This window comes from Kitasatospora sp. NBC_01287 (genome assembly GCF_026340565.1).
In the GTDB taxonomy this organism is placed as follows: Bacteria; Actinomycetota; Actinomycetes; order Streptomycetales; family Streptomycetaceae; genus Kitasatospora.
The window spans coordinates 1,571,725-1,591,447 of sequence record NZ_JAPEPB010000001.1 but is presented as its reverse complement, the minus strand read 5'-3'; the positions used below and the strand labels follow the sequence as shown (position 1 = coordinate 1,591,447).

At 73.5% G+C, this 19,723-nt stretch carries 16 protein-coding genes, 7 tRNA genes and 1 pseudogene; 11 read left to right on the top strand and 13 right to left on the bottom strand.

Going from position 1 to position 19,723, the window contains the following annotated elements; genetic code table 11:
• Positions 1-20 precede the first annotated feature (20 nt).
• Positions 21-1,265 carry a uroporphyrinogen-III C-methyltransferase gene (gene cobA / locus OG455_RS06500; protein WP_266291142.1) on the top strand — a complete coding sequence of 415 codons (1,245 nt, stop codon included), beginning with the start codon at positions 21-23 and terminating at the stop codon, positions 1,263-1,265.
• A gap of 35 nt (positions 1,266-1,300) precedes the next feature.
• Complete coding sequence (locus OG455_RS06495; protein ID WP_266291140.1) at positions 1,301-2,131, top strand: RNA methyltransferase; 831 nt, start codon at positions 1,301-1,303, stop codon at positions 2,129-2,131.
• A gap of 56 nt (positions 2,132-2,187) precedes the next feature.
• Here OG455_RS06495 and OG455_RS06490 read toward each other — a convergent pair whose 3' ends face one another.
• The 3 genes and pseudogenes from OG455_RS06490 to OG455_RS06480 form a co-directional block, all read right to left on the bottom strand.
• The gene (locus OG455_RS06490; RefSeq protein ID WP_266291138.1) at positions 2,188-2,793 is read right to left on the bottom strand and encodes a GrpB family protein; all 606 of its coding nucleotides are present in this window, start codon (positions 2,791-2,793) and stop codon (positions 2,188-2,190) included.
• A 73-nt stretch (positions 2,794-2,866) separates the two neighbouring features.
• Complete coding sequence (locus tag OG455_RS06485; RefSeq protein ID WP_266291136.1) at positions 2,867-3,850, bottom strand: hypothetical protein; 984 nt, start codon at positions 3,848-3,850, stop codon at positions 2,867-2,869.
• A 938-nt stretch (positions 3,851-4,788) separates the two neighbouring features.
• Positions 4,789-6,078, bottom strand: a pseudogene (locus OG455_RS06480) (serine/threonine-protein kinase); the annotation flags it as partial.
• A 507-nt stretch (positions 6,079-6,585) separates the two neighbouring features.
• Here OG455_RS06480 and OG455_RS06475 point away from each other — a divergent pair.
• Positions 6,586-6,804 carry a hypothetical protein gene (locus OG455_RS06475; RefSeq protein ID WP_266291134.1) on the top strand — a complete coding sequence of 73 codons (219 nt, stop codon included), beginning with the start codon at positions 6,586-6,588 and terminating at the stop codon, positions 6,802-6,804.
• Between the two features lie 285 nt (positions 6,805-7,089).
• Here the strand turns inward: OG455_RS06475 and OG455_RS06470 are convergent.
• From OG455_RS06470 to OG455_RS06450, 5 genes are all read right to left on the bottom strand, one after another.
• Positions 7,090-7,161, bottom strand: a tRNA-Val gene (locus tag OG455_RS06470).
• Between the two features lie 46 nt (positions 7,162-7,207).
• Positions 7,208-7,279, bottom strand: a tRNA-Val gene (locus OG455_RS06465).
• A 58-nt stretch (positions 7,280-7,337) separates the two neighbouring features.
• Positions 7,338-7,412: transfer RNA gene (locus tag OG455_RS06460), tRNA-Val, on the bottom strand.
• A gap of 28 nt (positions 7,413-7,440) precedes the next feature.
• A tRNA-Cys gene (locus OG455_RS06455) sits at positions 7,441-7,514 on the bottom strand.
• A 53-nt stretch (positions 7,515-7,567) separates the two neighbouring features.
• Positions 7,568-7,640 (bottom strand) — tRNA-Gly (locus OG455_RS06450).
• 320 nt (positions 7,641-7,960) lie between these two features.
• Between OG455_RS06450 and OG455_RS06445 the strand changes: the two genes are divergently transcribed.
• The 3 genes from OG455_RS06445 (at position 7,961) to OG455_RS06435 (ending at position 10,901) form a co-directional block, all read left to right on the top strand.
• Positions 7,961-9,028 (top strand): chorismate-binding protein, encoded by a 1,068-nt coding sequence (locus OG455_RS06445; RefSeq protein WP_266291132.1) that lies wholly within the window; start codon positions 7,961-7,963, stop codon positions 9,026-9,028.
• A gap of 44 nt (positions 9,029-9,072) precedes the next feature.
• Positions 9,073-9,888 carry an aminotransferase class IV gene (locus OG455_RS06440; RefSeq protein WP_266291130.1) on the top strand — a complete coding sequence of 272 codons (816 nt, stop codon included), beginning with the start codon at positions 9,073-9,075 and terminating at the stop codon, positions 9,886-9,888.
• A 176-nt stretch (positions 9,889-10,064) separates the two neighbouring features.
• Positions 10,065-10,901 (top strand): GNAT family N-acetyltransferase, encoded by an 837-nt coding sequence (locus OG455_RS06435; protein WP_266291128.1) that lies wholly within the window; start codon positions 10,065-10,067, stop codon positions 10,899-10,901.
• 38 nt (positions 10,902-10,939) lie between these two features.
• Here the strand turns inward: OG455_RS06435 and OG455_RS06430 are convergent, their stop codons facing one another.
• Positions 10,940-11,428 carry a DsbA family protein gene (locus tag OG455_RS06430; RefSeq protein ID WP_266291126.1) on the bottom strand — a complete coding sequence of 163 codons (489 nt, stop codon included), beginning with the start codon at positions 11,426-11,428 and terminating at the stop codon, positions 10,940-10,942.
• Between the two features lie 74 nt (positions 11,429-11,502).
• Here OG455_RS06430 and OG455_RS06425 point away from each other — a divergent pair, with 74 nt between their 5' ends.
• Positions 11,503-11,991 (top strand): hypothetical protein, encoded by a 489-nt coding sequence (locus tag OG455_RS06425; protein WP_266291124.1) that lies wholly within the window; start codon positions 11,503-11,505, stop codon positions 11,989-11,991.
• A gap of 87 nt (positions 11,992-12,078) precedes the next feature.
• Here the strand turns inward: OG455_RS06425 and OG455_RS06420 are convergent, their stop codons facing one another.
• Together OG455_RS06420 and OG455_RS06415 are read right to left on the bottom strand one after the other, a co-directional pair.
• Positions 12,079-12,663 (bottom strand): CGNR zinc finger domain-containing protein, encoded by a 585-nt coding sequence (locus OG455_RS06420; protein WP_266291122.1) that lies wholly within the window; start codon positions 12,661-12,663, stop codon positions 12,079-12,081.
• 341 nt (positions 12,664-13,004) lie between these two features.
• A complete protein-coding gene (locus OG455_RS06415; RefSeq protein ID WP_030056266.1) occupies positions 13,005-13,418 on the bottom strand; it encodes an SsgA family sporulation/cell division regulator in 414 nt (137 codons plus the stop codon).
• A 353-nt stretch (positions 13,419-13,771) separates the two neighbouring features.
• Between OG455_RS06415 and OG455_RS06410 the strand changes: the two genes are divergently transcribed.
• Both OG455_RS06410 and OG455_RS06405 read left to right on the top strand, forming a co-directional pair.
• Positions 13,772-13,843: transfer RNA gene (locus OG455_RS06410), tRNA-Val, on the top strand.
• 236 nt (positions 13,844-14,079) lie between these two features.
• Positions 14,080-14,151 (top strand) — tRNA-Val (locus OG455_RS06405).
• A gap of 100 nt (positions 14,152-14,251) precedes the next feature.
• Here OG455_RS06405 and OG455_RS06400 read toward each other — a convergent pair.
• Entirely contained in the window at positions 14,252-15,028 is a 777-nt protein-coding gene (locus OG455_RS06400) for an exonuclease domain-containing protein (RefSeq protein ID WP_266291120.1), read from the bottom strand.
• 230 nt (positions 15,029-15,258) lie between these two features.
• Here OG455_RS06400 and thrS point away from each other — a divergent pair, with 230 nt between their 5' ends.
• Together thrS and OG455_RS06390 are read left to right on the top strand one after the other, a co-directional pair.
• Positions 15,259-17,238: a threonine--tRNA ligase gene (gene thrS / locus OG455_RS06395; protein WP_266291118.1), complete on the top strand. Its 1,980-nt coding sequence runs from the start codon at positions 15,259-15,261 to the stop codon at positions 17,236-17,238.
• Between the two features lie 100 nt (positions 17,239-17,338).
• A complete protein-coding gene (locus tag OG455_RS06390) occupies positions 17,339-17,899 on the top strand; it encodes an HIT domain-containing protein (RefSeq protein WP_266291116.1) in 561 nt (186 codons plus the stop codon).
• A gap of 71 nt (positions 17,900-17,970) precedes the next feature.
• Here OG455_RS06390 and OG455_RS06385 read toward each other — a convergent pair whose 3' ends face one another.
• Complete coding sequence (locus OG455_RS06385; protein WP_266291114.1) at positions 17,971-19,617, bottom strand: hypothetical protein; 1,647 nt, start codon at positions 19,615-19,617, stop codon at positions 17,971-17,973.
• Between the last annotated feature and the right edge of the window lie 106 nt (positions 19,618-19,723).

The following is a 19,723-nucleotide window of genomic DNA, read 5'->3' as shown; positions in this document are numbered from 1 at the left end:
AGCCCCCCAGGAGCCCGCCGATGACCGGTCCCAATCCCCACCCGAGCACGGAGGGCCGCACCCCCTACCCCGTGGGCCTGCTGCTGACCGGCCGCCGGGTCGTGGTGGTCGGCGGCGGCCAGGTGGCCCAGCGCCGGCTGCCCGCGCTGATAGCCGCCGGCGCGGTGGTCGAGCTGATCTCGCCGAGCACCACCCCGGCCGTGCAGGCGATGGCGGACGCGGGCGAGCTGAGCTGGCAGCGGCGCGGCTACACCGACGGCGATCTGGCCGAGGCCTGGTACGTGCTGGTCGCCACCGACGACCACGCCGTCAACGAGGCGGTCAGCGCCGAGGCGGAGCGTCACCGGATCTTCTGCGCCCGCAGCGACGACGCGGCCGCCGCCACCGCCTGGACCCCCGCCACCGGCCACGACGAAGGCACCACCGTCGCCGTGCTGACCGGCGACCCCCGGCACTCCGCCGCGCTGCGCAGCACCATCGTCGAGGGGCTGCGCGACGGCAGCCTCAGCGCGCAGCAGTACCGGCGGCGCGCGGCCGGCGTGGCGCTGGTCGGCGGCGGTCCCGGTGACCCGGACCTGATCACCGTGCGCGGCCGCCGGCTGCTGGCCGACGCCGACGTGGTGGTCGCCGACCGACTGGCCCCGCGCGAGCTGCTCGCCGAGCTGTCCCCGCACGTCGAGGTGATCGACGCCTCCAAGATCCCCTACGGCCGGTTCATGGCCCAGGAGGCGATCAACCAGGCGCTGATCGAGCACGCCAAGGCGGGCAGGTTCGTGGTCCGGCTCAAGGGCGGCGACCCCTACGTCTACGGGCGCGGCGGCGAGGAGCTGCTCGCCTGTGCCGAGGCGGGCATCCCGGTCACCGTGGTGCCCGGCATCTCCAGCTCGATCAGCGTGCCGGCCGCCGTCGGCATCCCGGTCACCCACCGCGGCATGACCCACGAGTTCACCGTGATCTCCGGCCACGTCGCCCCCGAGGACCCGCGCTCGCTGGTCAACTGGGAGGCGGCCGCGCAGATGTCCGGCACCCTGGTGCTGCTGATGGCGGTCGAGCGGATCGGCGCCATCGCCGCCAAGCTGATCGCGGCCGGGCGCGCTGCCGGGACGCCGGTCGCGGTGGTCCAGGAGGGCACCACCGCCGCCCAGCGCCGGATCGACGCCACCCTCGCCACGGTGGCCGACACCGTGGTGGCCGAGGGTGTCCGCCCGCCGGCCGTCATCGTGATCGGCGACGTCGTCCACGTCCTCGACCCGGCCACCCGCTGAACCTCCCCGTCCGTTGACGCCCGTCTGAGAGCAGCATGTCCGAGCCCAGCACCATCACCGACCCCGCCGACCCGCGGCTGGCCGACTACACCGACCTGACCGACGTCGAACTGCGCCGCCGCCGCGAACCCGCCGAGGGCCTGTTCATCGCCGAGGGGGAGAAGGTGATCCGCCGCGCGCTGGCCGCCGGGTACGAGATGCGATCGATGCTGCTCACCGCCAAGTGGCTGGACGTGATGGCGGACGTGATCGCCGACGTCGACGCTCCCGTGCACCTGGTCGAACCCCGGCTCGCCGAGCAGGTGACCGGCTACCACGTGCACCGGGGCGCGCTCGCCTCGATGGCGCGCAAGCCGCTGCCCGAGGTCGCGGAGGTGCTGCAGGGCGCCGGCCGGGTCGCGGTGCTCGAAGGCCTGGTCGACCACACCAACCTGGGCGCCATCTTCCGCAGCGCCGCCGCCCTCGGCATGGACGCGGTGCTGCTCTCCCCGGACTGCGCCGATCCGCTCTACCGGCGGGCCGTCAAGACCTCGATGGGCGCCGTCTTCTCCGTGCCCTACGCGCGCCTGGAGCCGTGGCCGGCCGCGCTCGCCACGCTGCGCGACGCGGGCTTCCAACTGCTCGCCCTCACCCCGGCCGAGGGCTCGGTCGACCTCGCCCAGGCCGCTCCGCACCGCCTCCCCAAGGCCGCCCTGCTGCTCGGCGCCGAGGGCGACGGCCTGACCGCGCGGGCGCTGGCCGCCGCCGACCAGCGGGTGCGGATCCCGATGGCGCACGGCATCGACTCGCTCAACGTGGGTGCGGCCGCCGCCGTGGCCTTCTACGCCGTCAACCCCGGCCTCGGGGCTGGTGGGCCCGCGTGTTGAGGTGCTCCCACACCCTCAGGTGAGGCGGACCACGCGCGGGACCGCCGTCGTGGGGATCATTCCCGGGGGCTCGTGCCGGCGTGCGGCGTCCACTTGCCCTCGGTGGCCCAGGGCTCGGCGACCGTGATGACGAGGTCGACGACGGGGTCCTTGACGTCGGCGTAGACGCCGGTGTCGCTGACGGAGTCCGCCAGGACCTTCTTGAAGCCGGCATAGGCGGGGACCGCCGTGGGGTGGGCCCGGAACCAGTCGCGGAACAGCAGGGCGAGTCGTTCGTTGGGCGAGCCGAGGAGGCGGACGTGCAGGTTGACGTCCGCGCCCGAGTGCCCGCGCCGTGACCACAGTCTCTTCGTCCAGCGCTGCGGGTCGTCGTCGCGGCCGGCGGGGACGTGGTCGTGCTGGTAGGGGGATCGCTGGAACCCCCGGTCGGCCAGCGGCTGGTCGAACGCCTGCTCGGCCTGGCGCAGGTCCATGACGCTGACCTGCAGGTCGAACACCGGCTTGGCCGCCATGCCGGGGATGGCTGTGCTGCCGATGTGCTCGACCTGCAGTGCCAGGGGCGCGAGTGCCGAGCGCAGTTCGCCGGCGAGGGCGATTCCTTGGTCCCGCCATGCGGGATCGTGGTCGACGACGATGGGGGCGAGCGTGGTCTCCTTGGGCATCTGAGCAAGTGTAGGGAACGACGGGACCTCATCCACCTGCTCCAATGCCTTCGCCACCCGGGCCGACGGTCCGTCAGTCGGCGCCCTCGGCGCCCTCGGCGGCCTCGTTGCGCTCCGCGGCCCACGCCGTCCACGCCTGCGCCCACGGGGCCAGCAGCGGCGCCGCCGCCGCGGGCTCGGCGCTGTCAGCAAGCTCCCAGTAGCGGTCCCAGAGGTCCATCGCGGCCTGGCCCGAGACCGGCTGGCGCAGCCCGTAGTGCCGCAGCAGCTCCTCCAGCGCGGCGGCGCGCGGCCCGTCCTCCTCGGTGAACCAGGGCAGCTGGACCCGCAGTTGGGAGAGCTGGTTGACCATCGAGGACACCAGGTACTCGGCCTGCCGCGGGCCGCGGCCCAGCACCTGGTCCAGCTCCGCCACCGCGCGGCGCCCCAGCGCCCGGTAGGCCGCCCCGGCGTCCGGCCCGCCCGGCAGGAAGGTCTCCAGGAAGGCGCGCACCGCGGCGACCCCCGAGGCCGGGGGCAGCACCGGCTCCGGCACCGCCCGTCGCTCGGCGCCGATCCTGGCGAAGAGCTCGCCCCGTGCCGTCACGTACGGCAGCAGGTCCTCGACCGGGCCGACCTCGACGTCCTCCGGGGCCGGGCCGTGCCCGACGATGGTCACCGCCTGGTCGCCGACCGCCGTGCGCAGCGCCCAGGCCTCGCCCAGCCGGAACAGCTCGCCACGCGCCACCCGCTCGCGCACCGGCGGCCCCTGGGCCGCCGGCGGAGTGCCGTTCCCGACCTGGTCCCGCAGCAGCCGCAGCGGATCGCCCGGCTGCCCGGCGCTGCCCGGCGGCTCGGTGGTCACCGTGACGAAGGGGCCGCCGCTCTCCCGCCGGTCGCCGTACGCGAGGGTGGCGCTGACCACCTCGCCCTGCTCGCGCCGCCACTGGGCCAGGTAGGCGGGCACCACCACGGGGCGCCGCAGCCCGAGCAGCGGATAGGGCGGACTCGCGGCGAACTCGCGCAGCCGCTGCTGGTACTGCTCCAGACGCTCTGGGTCGGGCGGCATCCGTTTCATGCCGGAGAGTCTCGCACCCATCACTGACAGCGAGAACCCCGGCGCCCGCACGCAGCGCCCGCCCGCGCCCGTTGCGCTCCAACGCGCCCCCGGGCTCGCGATGTTGACCCGACGCGTCGTCTGTCCGGGCCGTCGGTCCGGGCCGTCGGTCCGGGCGGTCTGTCCGGGCGGTCGGCCCGAACCGGTGGGTGAGGCCGTCAGCTCGCGCTCGCGGCGGCCGGTGCGCCGATCCCGATGCCGCCCGAGACCCCGGCGCCCGGCCAGGACTCGTCCAGGCCGCCGTCCGGGCGCACCGTGTAGCGGGTGGTCGCCGTGGCCCCGGTCATGGTCATCCGCTCCTCGCGGACCAGCGCGCCCTCCTCCAGCCGCCAGCTGACGGTGGACTGCGGGTCGGCGGCCGAACTGCGCGCGGTCAGCGGGACGGGGGAGTCGGCGGTGAAGCCGAACAACTCGACCAGGTCCACCGGCACCGAGCCCTCGGTGCGCCGCAGCACCACCACGGTGGCCGGCGCGCCGTGGAAGCGGGCGGGCAGCACGCCGGTCAGCGTGACCACCGGCGCGCCGGGGGCCGGGTCGGCGGCCGAGCGGCCGCCGCGCAGCGCGATCGCCGGACCGCCGGCCGGGTCGCTGTAGCTGCGGTTGGACCAGTCCGCGGCCGGCACCGGCTCGCTCGCCGGACCGAGCACGGCCGCCGCCCCGCCGGCCGGGCCCGCCGGGGCGCCTGGTGCCGCCGGGGCCTGCGGAGCCGCGGGGCTGCCGCCACCGGTCCCGGCACCGCCACCGGTCCCGGCACCGGTACGCGTCGCCGGGGCCGCGGCCGACCCCGCCGGCTGCGCGCCGTCCGCCGAGAGGCCGATCGCCGGCGCCGCAGAGACGCTCGCCGCCCTGCCCGCCCCGTCCGGCGCGGCCTGTGCCGCCACCGCGCGCTGCGGCGGCGCCAGCCCCTGGGAGCGCCGGTTCTCGCAGCCCTGCGCCGCCGCGATGGCCAGCGCGACCCCGATCGTCACCGTGATGAAGACCACCAGCCGCTGCCGCCGCAGCCGCCGCCGGGCGTCCAGCACCCGCCCGGGGGGCGGGGTGTGCTGGCGCTCGCGCGGCTGGGGCCGCCCGGCGCCCTCCGGTCGTGGCCGCACCGGCGGCAGGGGCGCGCCGACCGGCGGGTGCCCGGTGGGCGCGCTGCCGTGCGGCGGCGGGTACGGAGCCGAGCGGGCGAACCGCGGCTGCCCCAGCGCCCGTGCCTCGTCCGCCTCGCGCGCCGCCCGTTCGGCCCGTTCCGCCGCGCGGGTGGCCGATTCCCGCACGCTGCCCTCGCGCGCGGTCACCGCGCGCTCGTGCTCCCGCACCCGGTCCTGCGCCCCGGCGGCCGGCGGCGGTACCGCGGTGGGGGCGGTCCGGCCGCGGCCGGCCGCGGCCCGGGCGGCCAGCTCGCTCAGCCGCTCGTGCAGGTGGGCGGCGCCGGGCCGCTCCATCGGCTCCTTGGCCAGGCAGGCCCCGATCAGCGGGGCGAGCGGCGCCGGCACCTCGGAGAGGTCCGGCTCCTCGTGCACCACCCGGTACAGCATCACCTCGGAGGAGGCGCCGGAGCCGAACGGCGTGTCACCGGTGAGCGCGTACGCCAGCGTCGCCCCGAACGCGAACACGTCGGTGGCCGGCGTCACGGCCGCGCCGCGCACCTGCTCGGGCGCCAGGAAGCCGGGCGAGCCGACCGCCGTGCCGACGTGGGTGAGCGTGCTGGCCCCGCGCGACCAGGCGATGCCGAAGTCGATGATCCGCGGACCCTTGGGGGAGAGCAGGATGTTGGAGGGCTTCAGGTCGCGGTGCACCACGCCGGCCTCGTGCACCTTCACCAGGCCGTCCGCCAGCGCGGCCCCGATCCTGGCCACCTCGGGCCAGGGCAGCGGCCCCTCGTCGCCGACCCGCTTGTACAGCGAGGGTCCGGGGACGTAGGCGGTGGCCAGCCACGGCCGCTCCGTCTCCAGGTCCGAGCCGACCACCCGGGCCGTGCAGCCGGCCCGGATCCGGGAGGCGGCCGCGACCTCGCGGGCGAACCGGGTGCGGAACTCGGCGTCCTCGGCAAGCTCGGCCCGGATCAGCTTCAGCGCCACCCGCTGGCCCTTGCGGTCGGAGCCCAGGTAGACCACGCCCATCCCGCCGGCGCCGAGCCGCCGGTGCAACCGGTACGGGCCGACGATGCGGGGGTCCTCACGCCTCAGCCGCATCATCGCCATGTCGTCCCCGTCAGCCCGTCAGGTGGGCAAGCCGTGAGGTGGGCCCCGCAGATCGGGGCGTCATCAGTTTCGTCGGGCACAGCTTACGGACTGTCGGCTGCGGTGTGCTGATACGCAACACGCGAACCGCCGGTGGGATTGTCCGATCTCCACTGACGGCCGGTCCCGCCGCCGCCCCGGGGCCCCGCCGCACCCGTTCCGGCGGCCCGCCCGAACTCGCTCCGCGTCGGCCGGCGGCTCCTCCGGAGGCCGCTCTCAGGGTCTTCTCTCGGGGTTCCCTCGGGGGTTGACAACCCTGCCCCTCCATCTGCGGTAGTACGCCGGGGGGAGCGTCCTCATCCTCCCGGGCAGCCTTCGAACGATACGCAGGCATGACGTCACCAGCCCAGCTGCCGCCTACCGTTGAGGTCAGCGGTGGACGGGGCACTCGTCCCCCGAGACTTCCGTCCACCGCCGCAGAGCCACCACCCGGCACCCGGACGAACCGACAGCGGCAGGAGCAGGACGATGGCCACGCAGCTCACCGGAACCACCGAGTACCGGCGGTCGCTCATCGCCCGGGTCCAGCGGCGCCAGCAGGCGCAGCGGCCCGCCCGCCAGGAGCGCCATCCGGCCGTCGCGCTGGCGATCGCCCTGCCCTTCGCCATCGCGCTGATGGCGCTCTTCGGCGGGTGGGACCAGATGGTCACCCAGACCAGGGCGGTGGCCGACCTGATCGGGCGCTGATCCCAGGGGACAGGGATCGGACGCCGGGCCGCCCCCGCGGGGGCGGCCGCGCAGGACCGGGGTGAGCGCCCCCGCGGGGACACGCGGACGGGCGAGAAGCGGGTGGTGCCGCTCCGGGATCCACGAGTGCCGTGTACGGACGTCGGTGAGGGCGCCCCGTGCACGGCACTCGACTGTGCGGTGTCCGACCCTGTGCCGCCCGGCTCCGGCCTGCCCAGCTCTGTGGTCGCCCAACGCCGAAGGGCCGGACCCTCGATGAGGATCCGGCCCTTCGGCTCTGAACTGTGCGCGATACTGGGATTGAACCAGTGACCCCTACCGTGTCAAGGTAGTGCTCTCCCGCTGAGCTAATCGCGCGGATCGACCGCACCGACAGGAGCAGTCCGTGATCCCGGAGGATCGGTGCGCGATACTGGGATTGAACCAGTGACCCCTACCGTGTCAAGGTAGTGCTCTCCCGCTGAGCTAATCGCGCGGGTCAGCCGCACCGCGAGGTGCCGCCGCAGGCCTCGTGAGGCCGCGCCCCGAAGGGCTGGTGCGCGATACTGGGATTGAACCAGTGACCCCTACCGTGTCAAGGTAGTGCTCTCCCGCTGAGCTAATCGCGCGGGAAGACCCCGGAGACCGGGGACCTCTTGGAGGTGGAGACGGGATTTGAACCCGTGTAGACGGCTTTGCAGGCCGTTGCCTCGCCTCTCGGCCACTCCACCAGGCAACTTCGGCTGAACTCTATCAGGAAGAACGATCTTGCTGTCCTTCGCCGAGCGGACGACGAGATTCGAACTCGCGACCCTCACCTTGGCAAGGTGATGCTCTACCAACTGAGCCACGTCCGCCTGTCTTCCGAGCTCTTCCCCGCTCCGTAGCGGCTCCGTTTCCCGGCGACGTGTTGAACTTTAGCGGAAACCTGGGCCAGCTCAAATTCCGTATCCCAGGCCCGTCGCGGAGCGGCCGCCGAACGCGGCGCCGCGGGGCTCGTCCGAGGCCCTCCGCGTCCGCGCAGGTCAGCTGGCGCAAGGCCCCCGCGACCAGGATCGCGAGCAGGAGGCGACCTAGACTCTCGACTCACCGCACCCCACGCACCCCGTCCCGCCCCGACTCGCCCGCCGGGCCCACCCCTGCCCGCCGCGGACCGCGCACCACCAGCAGGAGAGCCGTGTCCCCCGTCAGCGAAGCCCCGCGCCCCGACCAGCCGATCGCCCGCTTCGGCGGCCGGCTCGCCACCGGGCTGCGCGAGGTGACCCACGACCCCGCCGCCCTGGAGAGCGAGGGCTGGTGGGCCGTGGCCCACGACTTCGAAGGACGCCTCACCTGCGCCCGGTTCGCCGAGGTCCGTCCCGACCCGGCCCCCGTCCCGGTCCACCACCGCTGGCACGGCCCCCACCCCGACAGCTGGCGGAGCTCGCTGGACCGCGCCGCCTACCTCGCGGGTGTCCGCCGGATCCGCGAGCACATCGCGGCCGGCGAGGTCTACCAGGCCAACCTCTGCCGGGTGATGACCGCGCCGCTGCCCGACCCCGACCCGGCCCGCAGCGACATCGACGCGCTCACCGGCCTGCTGGCGCTGGGCAACCCGGCCCCCTACGCCGGCACCATCCGGCTGCCCGAGCACGGTGTGGAGATCGCCACCGCCTCGCCCGAGCTCTACCTCGCCCGCACCGGCCGCACCGTCGCCTCCGGCCCGATCAAGGGCACCGGGCGCACCGAGCACGACCTGCTCGACAAGGACCACGCCGAGAACGTGATGATCGTCGACCTGGTCCGCAACGACCTCGGCCGGGCCTGCGCCACCGGCAGCATCACCGTCCCGGACCTGTGCGTGGTCGAGAAGCACCCCGGCCTGGTCCACCTGGTCTCCACCGTCGCCGGCACGCTGCGCGCCGACGCCGGCTGGCCCGAGCTGCTGACCGCCACCTTCCCGCCCGGCTCGGTCACCGGCGCGCCCAAGTCCAGTGCGCTGCGCGTCATCGAGCGACTGGAGACCGCGCCGCGCGGCCCCTACTGCGGTGCCGTCGGCTGGGTCGACGCCGACCGCGGCCGGGCCGAACTCGCCGTCGGCATCCGCACGTTCTGGATCGACCGGAGCGCCCCCGCCACTCCGGTACTGCACTTCGGCACCGGCGCCGGCATCACCTGGGGCTCCGACCCGGAGGCCGAATGGGCCGAAACCGAACTCAAGGCCGCCCGCCTGGTCGCGATAGCGTCGGGCCAGCAGCCGGAGTAGAACGCTCCACTCCGCTACCCCACCACCCTGGAGGAGTGACCCCGATGATCTGGCTCAACGGAGTGCTGGTCGAGGAGGCCGCCGCCGAGGTCTCCGTCTTCGACCACGGACTCACCGTCGGCGACGGCGTCTTCGAGACCATCAAGACCGTCAACGGACAGGCCTTCGCGCTCACCCGCCACCTGGACCGGCTGGCCCGCTCGGCCGCCGGCCTGGGCCTGCCCGCCCCCGATCTCGAAGCGGTCCGCAAGGGCTGCGAGGCCGTCCTCGCCGCGAACCCGATGCCGCTCGGCCGGCTGCGGATCACCTTCACCGGTGGCCTCGCCCCGCTGGGCTCCGACCGCGGCGACGCCCCGCCCACCCTGGTGATCGCCCTCGGCGCCGCCGCCGTGCGCCCCGACACCACCGCCGTCGCCACCGTCCCCTGGACCCGCAACGAGCACAGCGCGGTCGCCGGCCTCAAGACCACCTCCTACGCGGAGAACGTCGTCGCGCTCGCGCACGCCCACCGCCAGGACGCCTCCGAGGCGCTCTTCGCCAACACCGCGGGCCAGCTCTGCGAGGGCACCGGCTCCAACGTCTTCGTGGTCGTGGGCGGCAGGCTGCTCACCCCGCCGCTGGCCTCCGGCTGCCTGGCCGGTGTCACCCGCGCCCTGGTCGCCGAGTGGTGCGGCGCCGAGGAGGTCGAACTGCCCTTCGCGGTGCTGCGCGAGGCGGAGGAGGTCTTCCTCACCTCCACCCTGCGCGACGTCCAGGCCGTCTCCCGGGTCGACGACCGCCTCCTGGCCGCTCCCGGCCCGGTGACCACCCGTGCCATGGCCGCGTTCGCCGCCCGCTCGGCCGACGACCTCGATCCCTGACCTGGCGATGGCCCCGCGATGACCTCGCGATGGCCCCGCGATGACCTCGCGATGACCCCGCGATGACCGGCGGCGGCCCGGCCGGTGGGCCGCCTGCCGGCCGGGCCGCCGCCGGGGGAGCCGCCATGGGTCCGGTACGTCGTTACGCGCCGGTCCGCCGGGGGAAGAGACTCGCCATGACCACCACGCTGCGCCCCGCCGGCCCCGAAGAGGCCCACTCCGACGGCGGGCGCGACCGCCGCTGGCTGGTCTGCGCCAATGGCCGCCCGGTCGGCTCGGTGCGCACCGGCGCCCGTCCGCACGGCACCCACCTGACCGGCCGGATCGCCGAGCTGGAGATCTTCGAGGGCCGCCGCCGCGGCCGCGGCACCATCGCGGTGCTCGCCGCCGAGGAGGTGCTGCGCGCCTGGGGCTGCTACCGCGCCGAGGTCACCGTGCCGGCCGAGGCCGCCCCCGCGCACGCCCTGGCGCTGGCCCTGGGCTACACCGAGACCAACCGGAAGCTGCTCAAGCGCCTGGGCCGGGCACCCGCCCCGCGAGCTGACCTGATGGTCCGTCAGATCGACGCGGACGCCTTCCCCGACTGGCTCGCCGCCACCAAGGCCGAGTACCGCAGGCACCTGGTGGGCTCCGGCCTCACCGAGGCCCAGGCCCACGAACTCTGCGAGGCCGACCACAGCCAACTGCTCACCCGAGGGCACGCCACCGAGGGCGTCGTGCTGCGCCTGCTGATCTCCGAGGGCCGCCCGGTGGGCAGCCTCTGGCTCGCGCTGAGCGGCGCCCGGCTGCCGGACGGCACCCCGCGGGCCTGGGTGATGACCGTCGAGGTGCCACCCGAGGAGCGCGGCAGCGGTTTCGGCCGCGAGCTGATGCTGCTGGCCGAACGGGAATGCCTCGCGGCCGGCATCCCCGCCCTGGGCCTCAACGTGTACACGGCCAACCAGGTCGCCATCGGCCTCTACGACTCCCTGGGCTACCGGATCACCGCGCGGGTGCTCGCCAAGGCGCTCTGAGCCCGGCGGTACCCGCCCGCCGCCGCCCGGCGAGGCCTCTATGCCTCCAGCAGCTCGATGATCCGCTCCCGCAGGCCCTGCTGGCTCTGCCCGCCGTCCAGTCGCTGCCCGGCCACCAGGTACGTCGGCGTGCCGGCGACCCCGATCGCCTTGCCCTCGGCCTGGTCGGCGTCGACGGCCAGCATGTGCCGCCCGTCGATGAGCGCCAGCTCGACCTCCTCGGCGTCCAGGCCCAGACCGGCGGCCACCTCGATCAGCAGCTCGGGACCGCGCTGCTCCAGCTCCGCGACCCGGGCCAGCACCGCCTCCACGAAGGGCCACCCCTGTCCCTGCGCGAACGCCTCCTCGGCCGCCTCCGCGGCCGCGTAGGCATGCTTGTGCTTCTCCAGCGGGAAGTGGCGCAGCGAGACGGTCAGCGCGTCGCCGTAGCGCTCCCGCAGGGCGCGGACGTCGTCCAGGGCGGTGCGGCAGTCCGGGCACTGCAATTCGCACCAGAACTCGAGATGGGGCAGGGAACCTTCGGTCATGCGCCCAGTGTTCCACTACCAGGGACCCTGAACGGACAGGGCCGACCGACCGCCGAACGGGACGGAGCGAGGCCATGCTCACCGGTGCTATCTGCTACGCCCTCAGCGCCGCCGGCCTGGTGGTGGCCGGCCTGCACGCCTGGCGCCGACGCTGGCGCAGGGCCACCCGGTGGGCCGGGCTGGCACTGCTGCCCGCCGGGGTCTACCTGACCGGGCTGGTGCCGGTCGGCACCGCCATCGGCCACGCGGTCGGTCACTGGGTCTCGGGGCTGGTCTTCGCCCCCCGGGTGTGGAGCGGCATCGTGCTGCTCGGCCTCGCGGTGCTGCTGATCGTGCTGAGCCGGCTGGGCACCGGTGGCGCAGGCGGCGGCGAGGTCACCGGTGAGCAGGGGCGCCCGGCCGCGAAGCGGGGCCGCGAGTCCCGCCAGGGCGCCGCTGCCGCCCCCGCTTCCTCCACCGCCGCCGCTCCCACCGCTATCGGGCCCGAGCAGGGCAAGAGCGCGGCCGAGGAGCTCGGCGACTTCTCCGACATCGAGGAGATCCTGCGCAAGCGCGGCATCTGAGCGCGGCATCTGAGCGCGGCGGTGCGGCCCGTGCGGCCCGTGCGGGCCTTTGCGGCCGCCCCGGGCAGTGCTCGCCCCGGGCAGTGCTCAGCCGACGCCGAGCGCCACACCGGCGTCGTCCGCCGCCGAACGCTGCCGGGCCCGGTAGGCGGCCACGTGCATCCGGTTCCCGCAGGTGCGGCTGTCGCAGTAGCGGCGCGAGCGGTTGCGGGACAGGTCCACGAAGACCCGCGCGCAGTCGGGCGCCTCGCAGCGGCGCAGCCGCTCCCGCTCGCCGGCCATCAGGATCAGGCCCAGCGCCATCCCCAGCTCGGCCGCCAGGTGGTCGGCCAGCGCCGCGTGCGGGGCGAAGTAGTGCATGTGCCAGCCGTGGCCGTCGTGGTCGGTCAGCCGCGGCGTCGCGTTCACCGCCGCCACCAGGGTGTTCACCAGCCCGGCGGCCGCCTCGGTGGAGGAGGCGCCGAAGATCTCCCGCAGTCGGCCGCGCAGCGAGTGCACCGCGGCCAGGTCCGCCGCCGTGACGGCGTCCAGCTCGCTGATGTCGTGCCGCGCCACGAAGCCGTCCAGCGCGGTCAGGTCCGCCAGCTGCTCGTATCCGCCGACTTGCGGCGCGGTGTTCAGCAGGTCGACCAGGATGCCCAGGGCGCACTCGGTGTCATGGGTGATCAGCACGTGGGAGCTCCTCGCGTGCGCCGGGGGCGGAGGTGCCGCCCGCGTCGGGTCAACACCGCCGAACTCTACCGGGCCGGGGCGGCCGAACGCCGAAGGCGCCCGGTGCCGCGGCCCTTGTCCGCGCGGGGCGGACGAGATGCCATGACACCGGGCGCCTTCGGTCGGGCGCTCGCGCTGCTGCCGCGAACGCCGAGGACGACCGGCCCCGAGACCGCGGAACGCGGTGGTATCGGTGGCCGTGCCCCCGAGTAGGACAGCCACCTGGGAGGTCGACCTGACCGTCGACCCAGCACGTCGACCTCGGTGGGTCGACCGACGACCGGGGGAGCGCCCCCGGCGCTTCAGCTCTCGGCGAGGATGTGCGACAGCTCCCGATCCAGATCGAAGTGGCGATGCTCGGTGCCGGGCGGCACGGCGGCGTCGGTCCGCTTGAGGAAGGACTCAAGCGCCCGGGCCGGGGCTTCCAGCAGGGCCTCCCCCTCGGGGGAGGACAGCGCGATGCAGACGACTCCCTGTCCGTGGCTGCGTGACGGCCACACCCGGACGTCGCCAGTGCCGGTGGGTCGGTGCAGCCCCTCCGCGAGGAGGTCGCGGGCGAACACCCACTCCACGGTCTCGTCGGCACCGGTGTGGAAGGTGGCGTGCACGGCATAGGGGTCGGCAGTGTCGTAGCGCAGGCCCGCGGGGACGGGCAGTGACGACTCGCTGGACACGATGAGGCGCAGGTGCAGCTCGCAGCTGACCGTGGTGTTCATAAGCGCCAGGGCCTTTCGCTCAGTGTGCGCTCGGGGAATCGCACGTCGGCGAACGGACCATCCCACCCCCAGCGGCGATGTAAACCCCTCTGTCCCGATTCGGGGGGCACCGGTAACCCTTCCGGCGCATTGCGCATTGGTCCGGAACCGGGGCGGAACCGGACTGCGAGCGGAAATCGGCGCGGCGCGGGCGGGTGCCGCCAGGGGATCGGACGCATGCTCGGGAATGGCCGGGAATGGTGACTGATCGTGACGATTGGCGACAGCTGGGCTGGTGGGAGCCGGTCCGGAGTCGCCAGGGTGAGGGTGGCGCGGAGCGCCCCTCGGGATGGGGTAATGTTTTCCCTGCAGCCGGGCGATTAGCTCAGCGGGAGAGCACTTCGTTCACACCGAAGGGGTCACTGGTTCGATCCCAGTATCGCCCACCGGATTGCAAGTAAGGCGTAGGACCTCGGTTATTTATTGGCCGGGGTCCTACGCCTTTTCTGTTGTTCCGCAACGCCCGGACAGCGGTGCGGTGGAAGTCCGGAGAACTGAGGACGCGTCACCGGGCCTTTCCGGTACGGCTGCTGTCGTGCCGTCGGGCGGCCGCCGGGGTGCGGTGCTCCGAACCGCGTTGCGGGGCACCCCCGGGACGGTGCTATTGTTCATCTCGTTGCCCGGGCGATTAGCTCAGCGGGAGAGCACTTCGTTCACACCGAAGGGGTCACTGGTTCGATCCCAGTATCGCCCACCGGACAACATCGGGCCCCAACTGCCACGGCAGTTGGGGCCCGATGCATGGTCAGGGCGGATTCCGCGCCGCGCTCTCAGGGCGCGGCGCGGGCCACCGCTCAGGCCGCGCTCTCGCAGCGGTGCTCCGCGGCCAGCGGCACGCCGCAGCCGGCGCAGCGGACCGGGCGCAGCGGCCAGGAGCGGTCGACCCGCTCCGGAGTGCCGGACCGGTCGAACCAGTTCTGCAGCCCGCGCGCCTGGGCCGCGTGCCAGCGGGCCTGCCGCAGGTGCAGCTCGGCGGCGGAGAGGTCGCCCAGTGCGGCGCTGTGCCGCCGGCCGAGCGCGCGGACCAACTGCAGCGCGGCCCAGGCGTCGGCGCCCGCGTCGTGCGCGGCGGCGAGCTCGACCCCGTAGTGCGCGCACAGGTCGGTCAGGGTGCGCCGGCCCTTGCGGTAGCGGTCCACGTGCTTGTCCAGCACCCGCGGGTCGACCACCAGCAGCCGGGCCCCGGCCAGCTCGGCCGCCAGCGAACCCTGCCGGTGCCGGCGCAACTCCCGGTCCAGCAGCGTCAGATCGTAGGGCGCGTTCATCACCACCAGCGGCACCCCGGCCCGCGCCTGCTCGGCCAGTGCCCCGGCTATCTCGGCGGTGGCCAGCACCGGCGAGCGGCCGTGCGCGCGGACCTGCTCGTCGGTGATGCCGTGCACCGCGCGGGCGCCGTCCGGGATCGGGATGCCCGGGTCGACCAGCCAAGTCAGCCGCTCCACCGGGGCGTCCGGCGCGGGCTGCAGGACCAGCGCGGCCGACACCACGCGGTCCTGCTCCACGTCCACGCCGGTGGTCTCGGTGTCGAAGGAGGCGAGTGGTCCCTCGTACCAGTGCGGATTCTCCATCATGACCACCCCTCAGCTCCCCTGGGCGCTCCCGCCGAACCGGCCTGGTGCACCGTCGAGGACTGACGGTGCACCGGCTCGCGGTGCGGTGCCGAGCAGGTGATACCCCGGGGCCGTACCCCTTCAATCCCGTTCGGCCCGGCCGCGCGCACGGCGGGCGCGGCGGGCTCGGTACCATCGGTGAACGCAGCACCTGCTGCGCCCCATCAAAGCCAGCACGTCAGGAGAGACCGGTGACGGACGTCCGGGTATTCATCAACCGCGAACCCGATCGGGAAGAGCGCGTGGTGACCACGGGCACCACCGCCGCCGAGCTGTTCGCCGAGGACCGCGCGGTCATCGCCGCGCGCGTGGCGGGTGACCTGAAGGACCTCGCCTACCAGTTGCGGGAGGGCGACGAGGTCGAGCCCGTCGAGATCACCAGCCAGGACGGCCTCAACATCCTGCGCCACTCCACCGCGCACGTGATGGCCCAGGCCGTGCAGGAGATCTTCCCCGAGGCCAAGCTGGGCATCGGCCCGCCGATCAAGGACGGCTTCTACTACGACTTCGACGTCGAGAGGCCGTTCCACCCCGATGACCTCAAGGCCGTCGAGAAGAAGATGCAGGAGATCATCAAGCGCGGGCAGAAGTTCGCCCGCCGGGTGGTCACCGACGAGGCGGCCCGCGAGGAGCTGGCGAACGAGCCGTACAAGCTGGAGCTGATCGGCCTCAAGGGCTCGGCCGCCACGGCCGGCGAGGGCGCGGACGTCGAGGTGGGCGGCGGCGAGCTGACCATCTACGACAACCTCGACCCGAAGAGCGGCGAGCTCTGCTGGGGCGACCTGTGCCGCGGCCCGCACCTGCCGAGCACCCGGATGATCCCGGCCTTCAAGATCATGCGCTCGGCCGCCGCGTACTGGCGGGGCAGCGAGAAGAACCAGCAGCTCCAGCGCCTCTACGGGACCGCCTGGCCGACCAAGGACGAGCTGAAGGCGCACCTGGACTTCCTCGTCGAGGCCGCCAAGCGCGACCACCGCAAGCTCGGCAGCGAGCTGGACCTCTTCTCCATCCCGGAGGAGATCGGCTCCGGCCTGGCGGTCTTCCACCCCAAGGGCGGCGTGATGCGCCGGGCCATGGAGGACTACTCGCGCAAGCGGCACGAGGAGGCGGGCTACGAGTTCGTCTACACCCCGCACGCCACCAAGGGCACCCTGTTCGAGCTCTCCGGGCACCTGGACTGGTACGCCGACGGCATGTACCCGCCCATGCAGCTCGACGGCGAGAACGACTACTACCTCAAGCCGATGAACTGCCCGATGCACAACCTGATCTACCGCTCGCGCGGTCGCTCCTACCGTGAACTTCCGCTGCGGCTCTTCGAGTTCGGCACGGTGTACCGGTACGAGAAGTCGGGTGTGGTGCACGGCCTGACCCGGGCCCGCGGCTTCACCCAGGACGACGCGCACATCTACTGCACCAAGGAGCAGATGGCCGGCGAGCTGGACTCGCTGCTCACCTTCGTGCTGGACCTGCTGCGCGACTACGGCCTGACCGACTTCTACCTGGAGCTCTCCACCCGGGACCCGCAGAAGTCGATCGGCTCGGACGAGGACTGGGAGGAGGCCACCGAGACGCTGCGCGCGGCGGCCGAGAAGCAGAACCTCGAACTGGTCCTGGACCCCGAGGGCGCGGCCTTCTACGGCCCGAAGATCTCGGTGCAGGCCCGGGACGCGATCGGTCGGACCTGGCAGATGTCGACCATCCAGGTCGACTTCCAGCTGCCGAACCGCTTCGAGCTGGAGTTCCAGGGCGCGGACGGCAACCGGCAGCGCCCGGTGATGATCCACCGCGCGCTCTTCGGTTCGATCGAGCGCTTCTTCGCGGTGCTGCTGGAGCACTACGCGGGTGCGATGCCGCCGTGGCTGGCCCCGGTGACCGTGGTCGGCATCCCGATCACCGAGGAGCACGTGCCGTACCTCCAGGAGGTCGCGGCCGAGCTGAAGAAGCAGGGGATCCGGGTCGAGGTGGACGCCTCGGACGAGCGGATGCAGAAGAAGATCCGCAACGCCCAGAAGTCCAAGGTGCCGTTCATGCTGATCGCGGGCAACGACGACGTCGAGGCGGGCGCGGTCAGCTTCCGCTACCGCAGCGGCGAGCAGAAGAACGGCGTGCCGCTCGCGGAGGCCGTGGCGGAGATCGTGGACGCGGTGCGGCGCCGCATCCAGGTCTGACACCGCCTCTCTGGCACCGCCCCTCTGACAGGCCGGTGCGGGGCGTACTCCCGGAGAAGGAGTCCGCCCCGCACCGGCCTGTCCGCCACCGCGGACGAATATGCTGATCAGCATGACGAGTGAGCCGGAACTGCAGCAGGGTGTCGGGGAGCCGGACGGCTTCCGGCGTCTCTGGACGCCCCATCGCATGGCCTATATCCAGGGTGAGAACAAGCCCACCGGGCCTTCCCCCGACGACGGGTGTCCGTTCTGCTCGATCCCCGCGCTCAGCGACGAGGAGGGGCTGCTCGTCAGCCGCGGCACGCACGTCTTCGCGGTGCTCAACCTCTACCCCTACAACGGCGGCCACCTGATGGTCGTCCCGTACCGGCACGTGGCCGACTACACCGAGCTGACCGACGAGGAGACCGTCGAGCTGGCGCTGCTCACCAAGCGGGCGATGACGGCCCTGCGGGCGGCCTCGGGGGCGCACGGGTTCAACATCGGGATGAACCAGGGCGGCGCGGCCGGCGCCGGGATCGCGGCGCACCTGCACCAGCACGTCGTGCCGCGCTGGGGCGGGGACGCCAACTTCATGCCGGTGGTCGGGCACACCAAGGTGCTGCCGCAGCTGCTGGCGGACACCCGCAAGATACTGGCCGAGGCCTGGCCGCAGGGCTGAGCCGGCCCCGCACGCGGTGAGCGGCCCCGGCGCCAGGCGCCGGGGCCGCTCAGGTGCTCACCGAGGTGCCGTCACCAGGCGTCGTAGACATCCGACTTGAACGGACGCACGCCCTGCATCTCCGACTTCAGGATCAGCGAGCGGTTGGTGAACCGGTCGGTGCTGATGTCGTGGTCGGCGAGGAACTCGATGGTCGCGGCCTGCACCGCGCTGACCACCGGGGTGGCGATCCGCATCGAGTCGTCGGCCATGAAGCGGCTGCTCCAGGGCGCGGTGGCCCAGGCGGTGCGCAGGCCGAAGGGCTCGGGCAGCTTCATGGTGCCGCCGAGCCAGGCGAGCAGACCGGGGGCCCGCAGGAAGGGGGCCCGCAGGGCCTGGCGGACCACCTCGTCGTTGTCGATCAGCGGCAGCTGGATGGTCTCCTCCTCCCAGAACTTGCCGGTCTTGGCGCGGCTCATCTCCTTGGCCTTCGGCTTGTCGTGGAACAGACCGGGGACCGGGCCCAGGGTGTGGCCGTTGACCGAGACCCGCAGGGTATTGCTGAGCACCGTGACGGTGACCAGGACGCTGACCACCAGGCGGCCCTTGTTCAGCACGAACTGGGTGCCCAGGTAGTGCCGCGGGCCGTCGAGGCCGAACCCCTGGCGGTTGGCGACGCTGACCACGGCGTGGTCGCGCATCCGCGGGCCGTCCATGTCGGGGCCGCCGGGACGGCCGATCTCGTCCGCGCCGGCCCCGACCTCCAGGATCACCCACTGCTCCACCGAGGAGTTGGGGACCGCGCCGTTGCCGACGCCGCTGCGCCCCAGGGTGTTCAGCCGGTCGGTGATCTTCTTGACCAGGTCCCAGGTGTGGAAGCCGCGGAACTCCTCGTGGCCCTCGGCGGGCCGCAGGTCCTCGACCATCTCCCAGGAGCCCCAGCGCTTGCCGAGGCCGAGTATCCCGTTGACCCCGGCGTAGTGCAGGACGTTGGTGTCCTGCTCCAGCGAGAGCTGGGTGAGCTGGGTCTTCAGGGCGGCGGCCCGGGCGTCCTGGTCGTTGCGCGGCACCGCCTGCGGGACCACGGCGATCGCGCCGCCGTCGATCACGTCGGTCCAGCGGGTCCGCATGTCCTTGATGAAGGCCAGGCAGACCCGCTTGGCGAGGAACCAGCCCAGGACCGGCACCAGCATGACCATGCGGGTGTAGAGCCCGAGCGGGCCGGTGAAGGGCGGCCGCCAGGCGAGCGCGGCGGCCACCACCAGCAGCAGGGCCAGCAGCAGCGGACCGTAGAGCCCCTCCCGGCGCTCGCTGCCGGCCCGCAGCCACAGGCGCAGCCGGAAGACGCCGAGCCAGAGCAGCGTGCCGGGCAGGAAGAGCACGCCGGTGAGCAGGGTGATCAGCATCAGCCTGCGGTCGCGGCTGTCGCGCAGCGCCTCGGCCGCCAGGCAGTGCTCGACCACCATGCGCGGCTCGGTGCCGAACGAGGGCACGATGGGCTTGCGGCCGGCGCTCAGGGTGCGGGCGATCACGGCCTTGCTGAAGGCCTCGCCGAGGTTGGGGCGCAGCAGCCGGAACCGCCCGGCCTTGCCGACCACGCCGGCCTGCACGGCGCTGACGAAGGCGTCGAGTTCGCCGTCCCGGTAGGCGATCGACGCGAGTGCCTGGGTGACCGCGGTCTGCGGTCCGGCGTCCGTGCGGGGTATCTGCGCCCCGGGGGTCATGTCGAGCTTGCTCATGGCTGCGGCCTCCCCTCCTCCCCTGTCAGCGGCAGGGTATCGTGCCGCCGACCTGTCAGGTCGGTGATCTCCTGAAGAACCGTCATCCGGACGGTGTGGGGCGAGT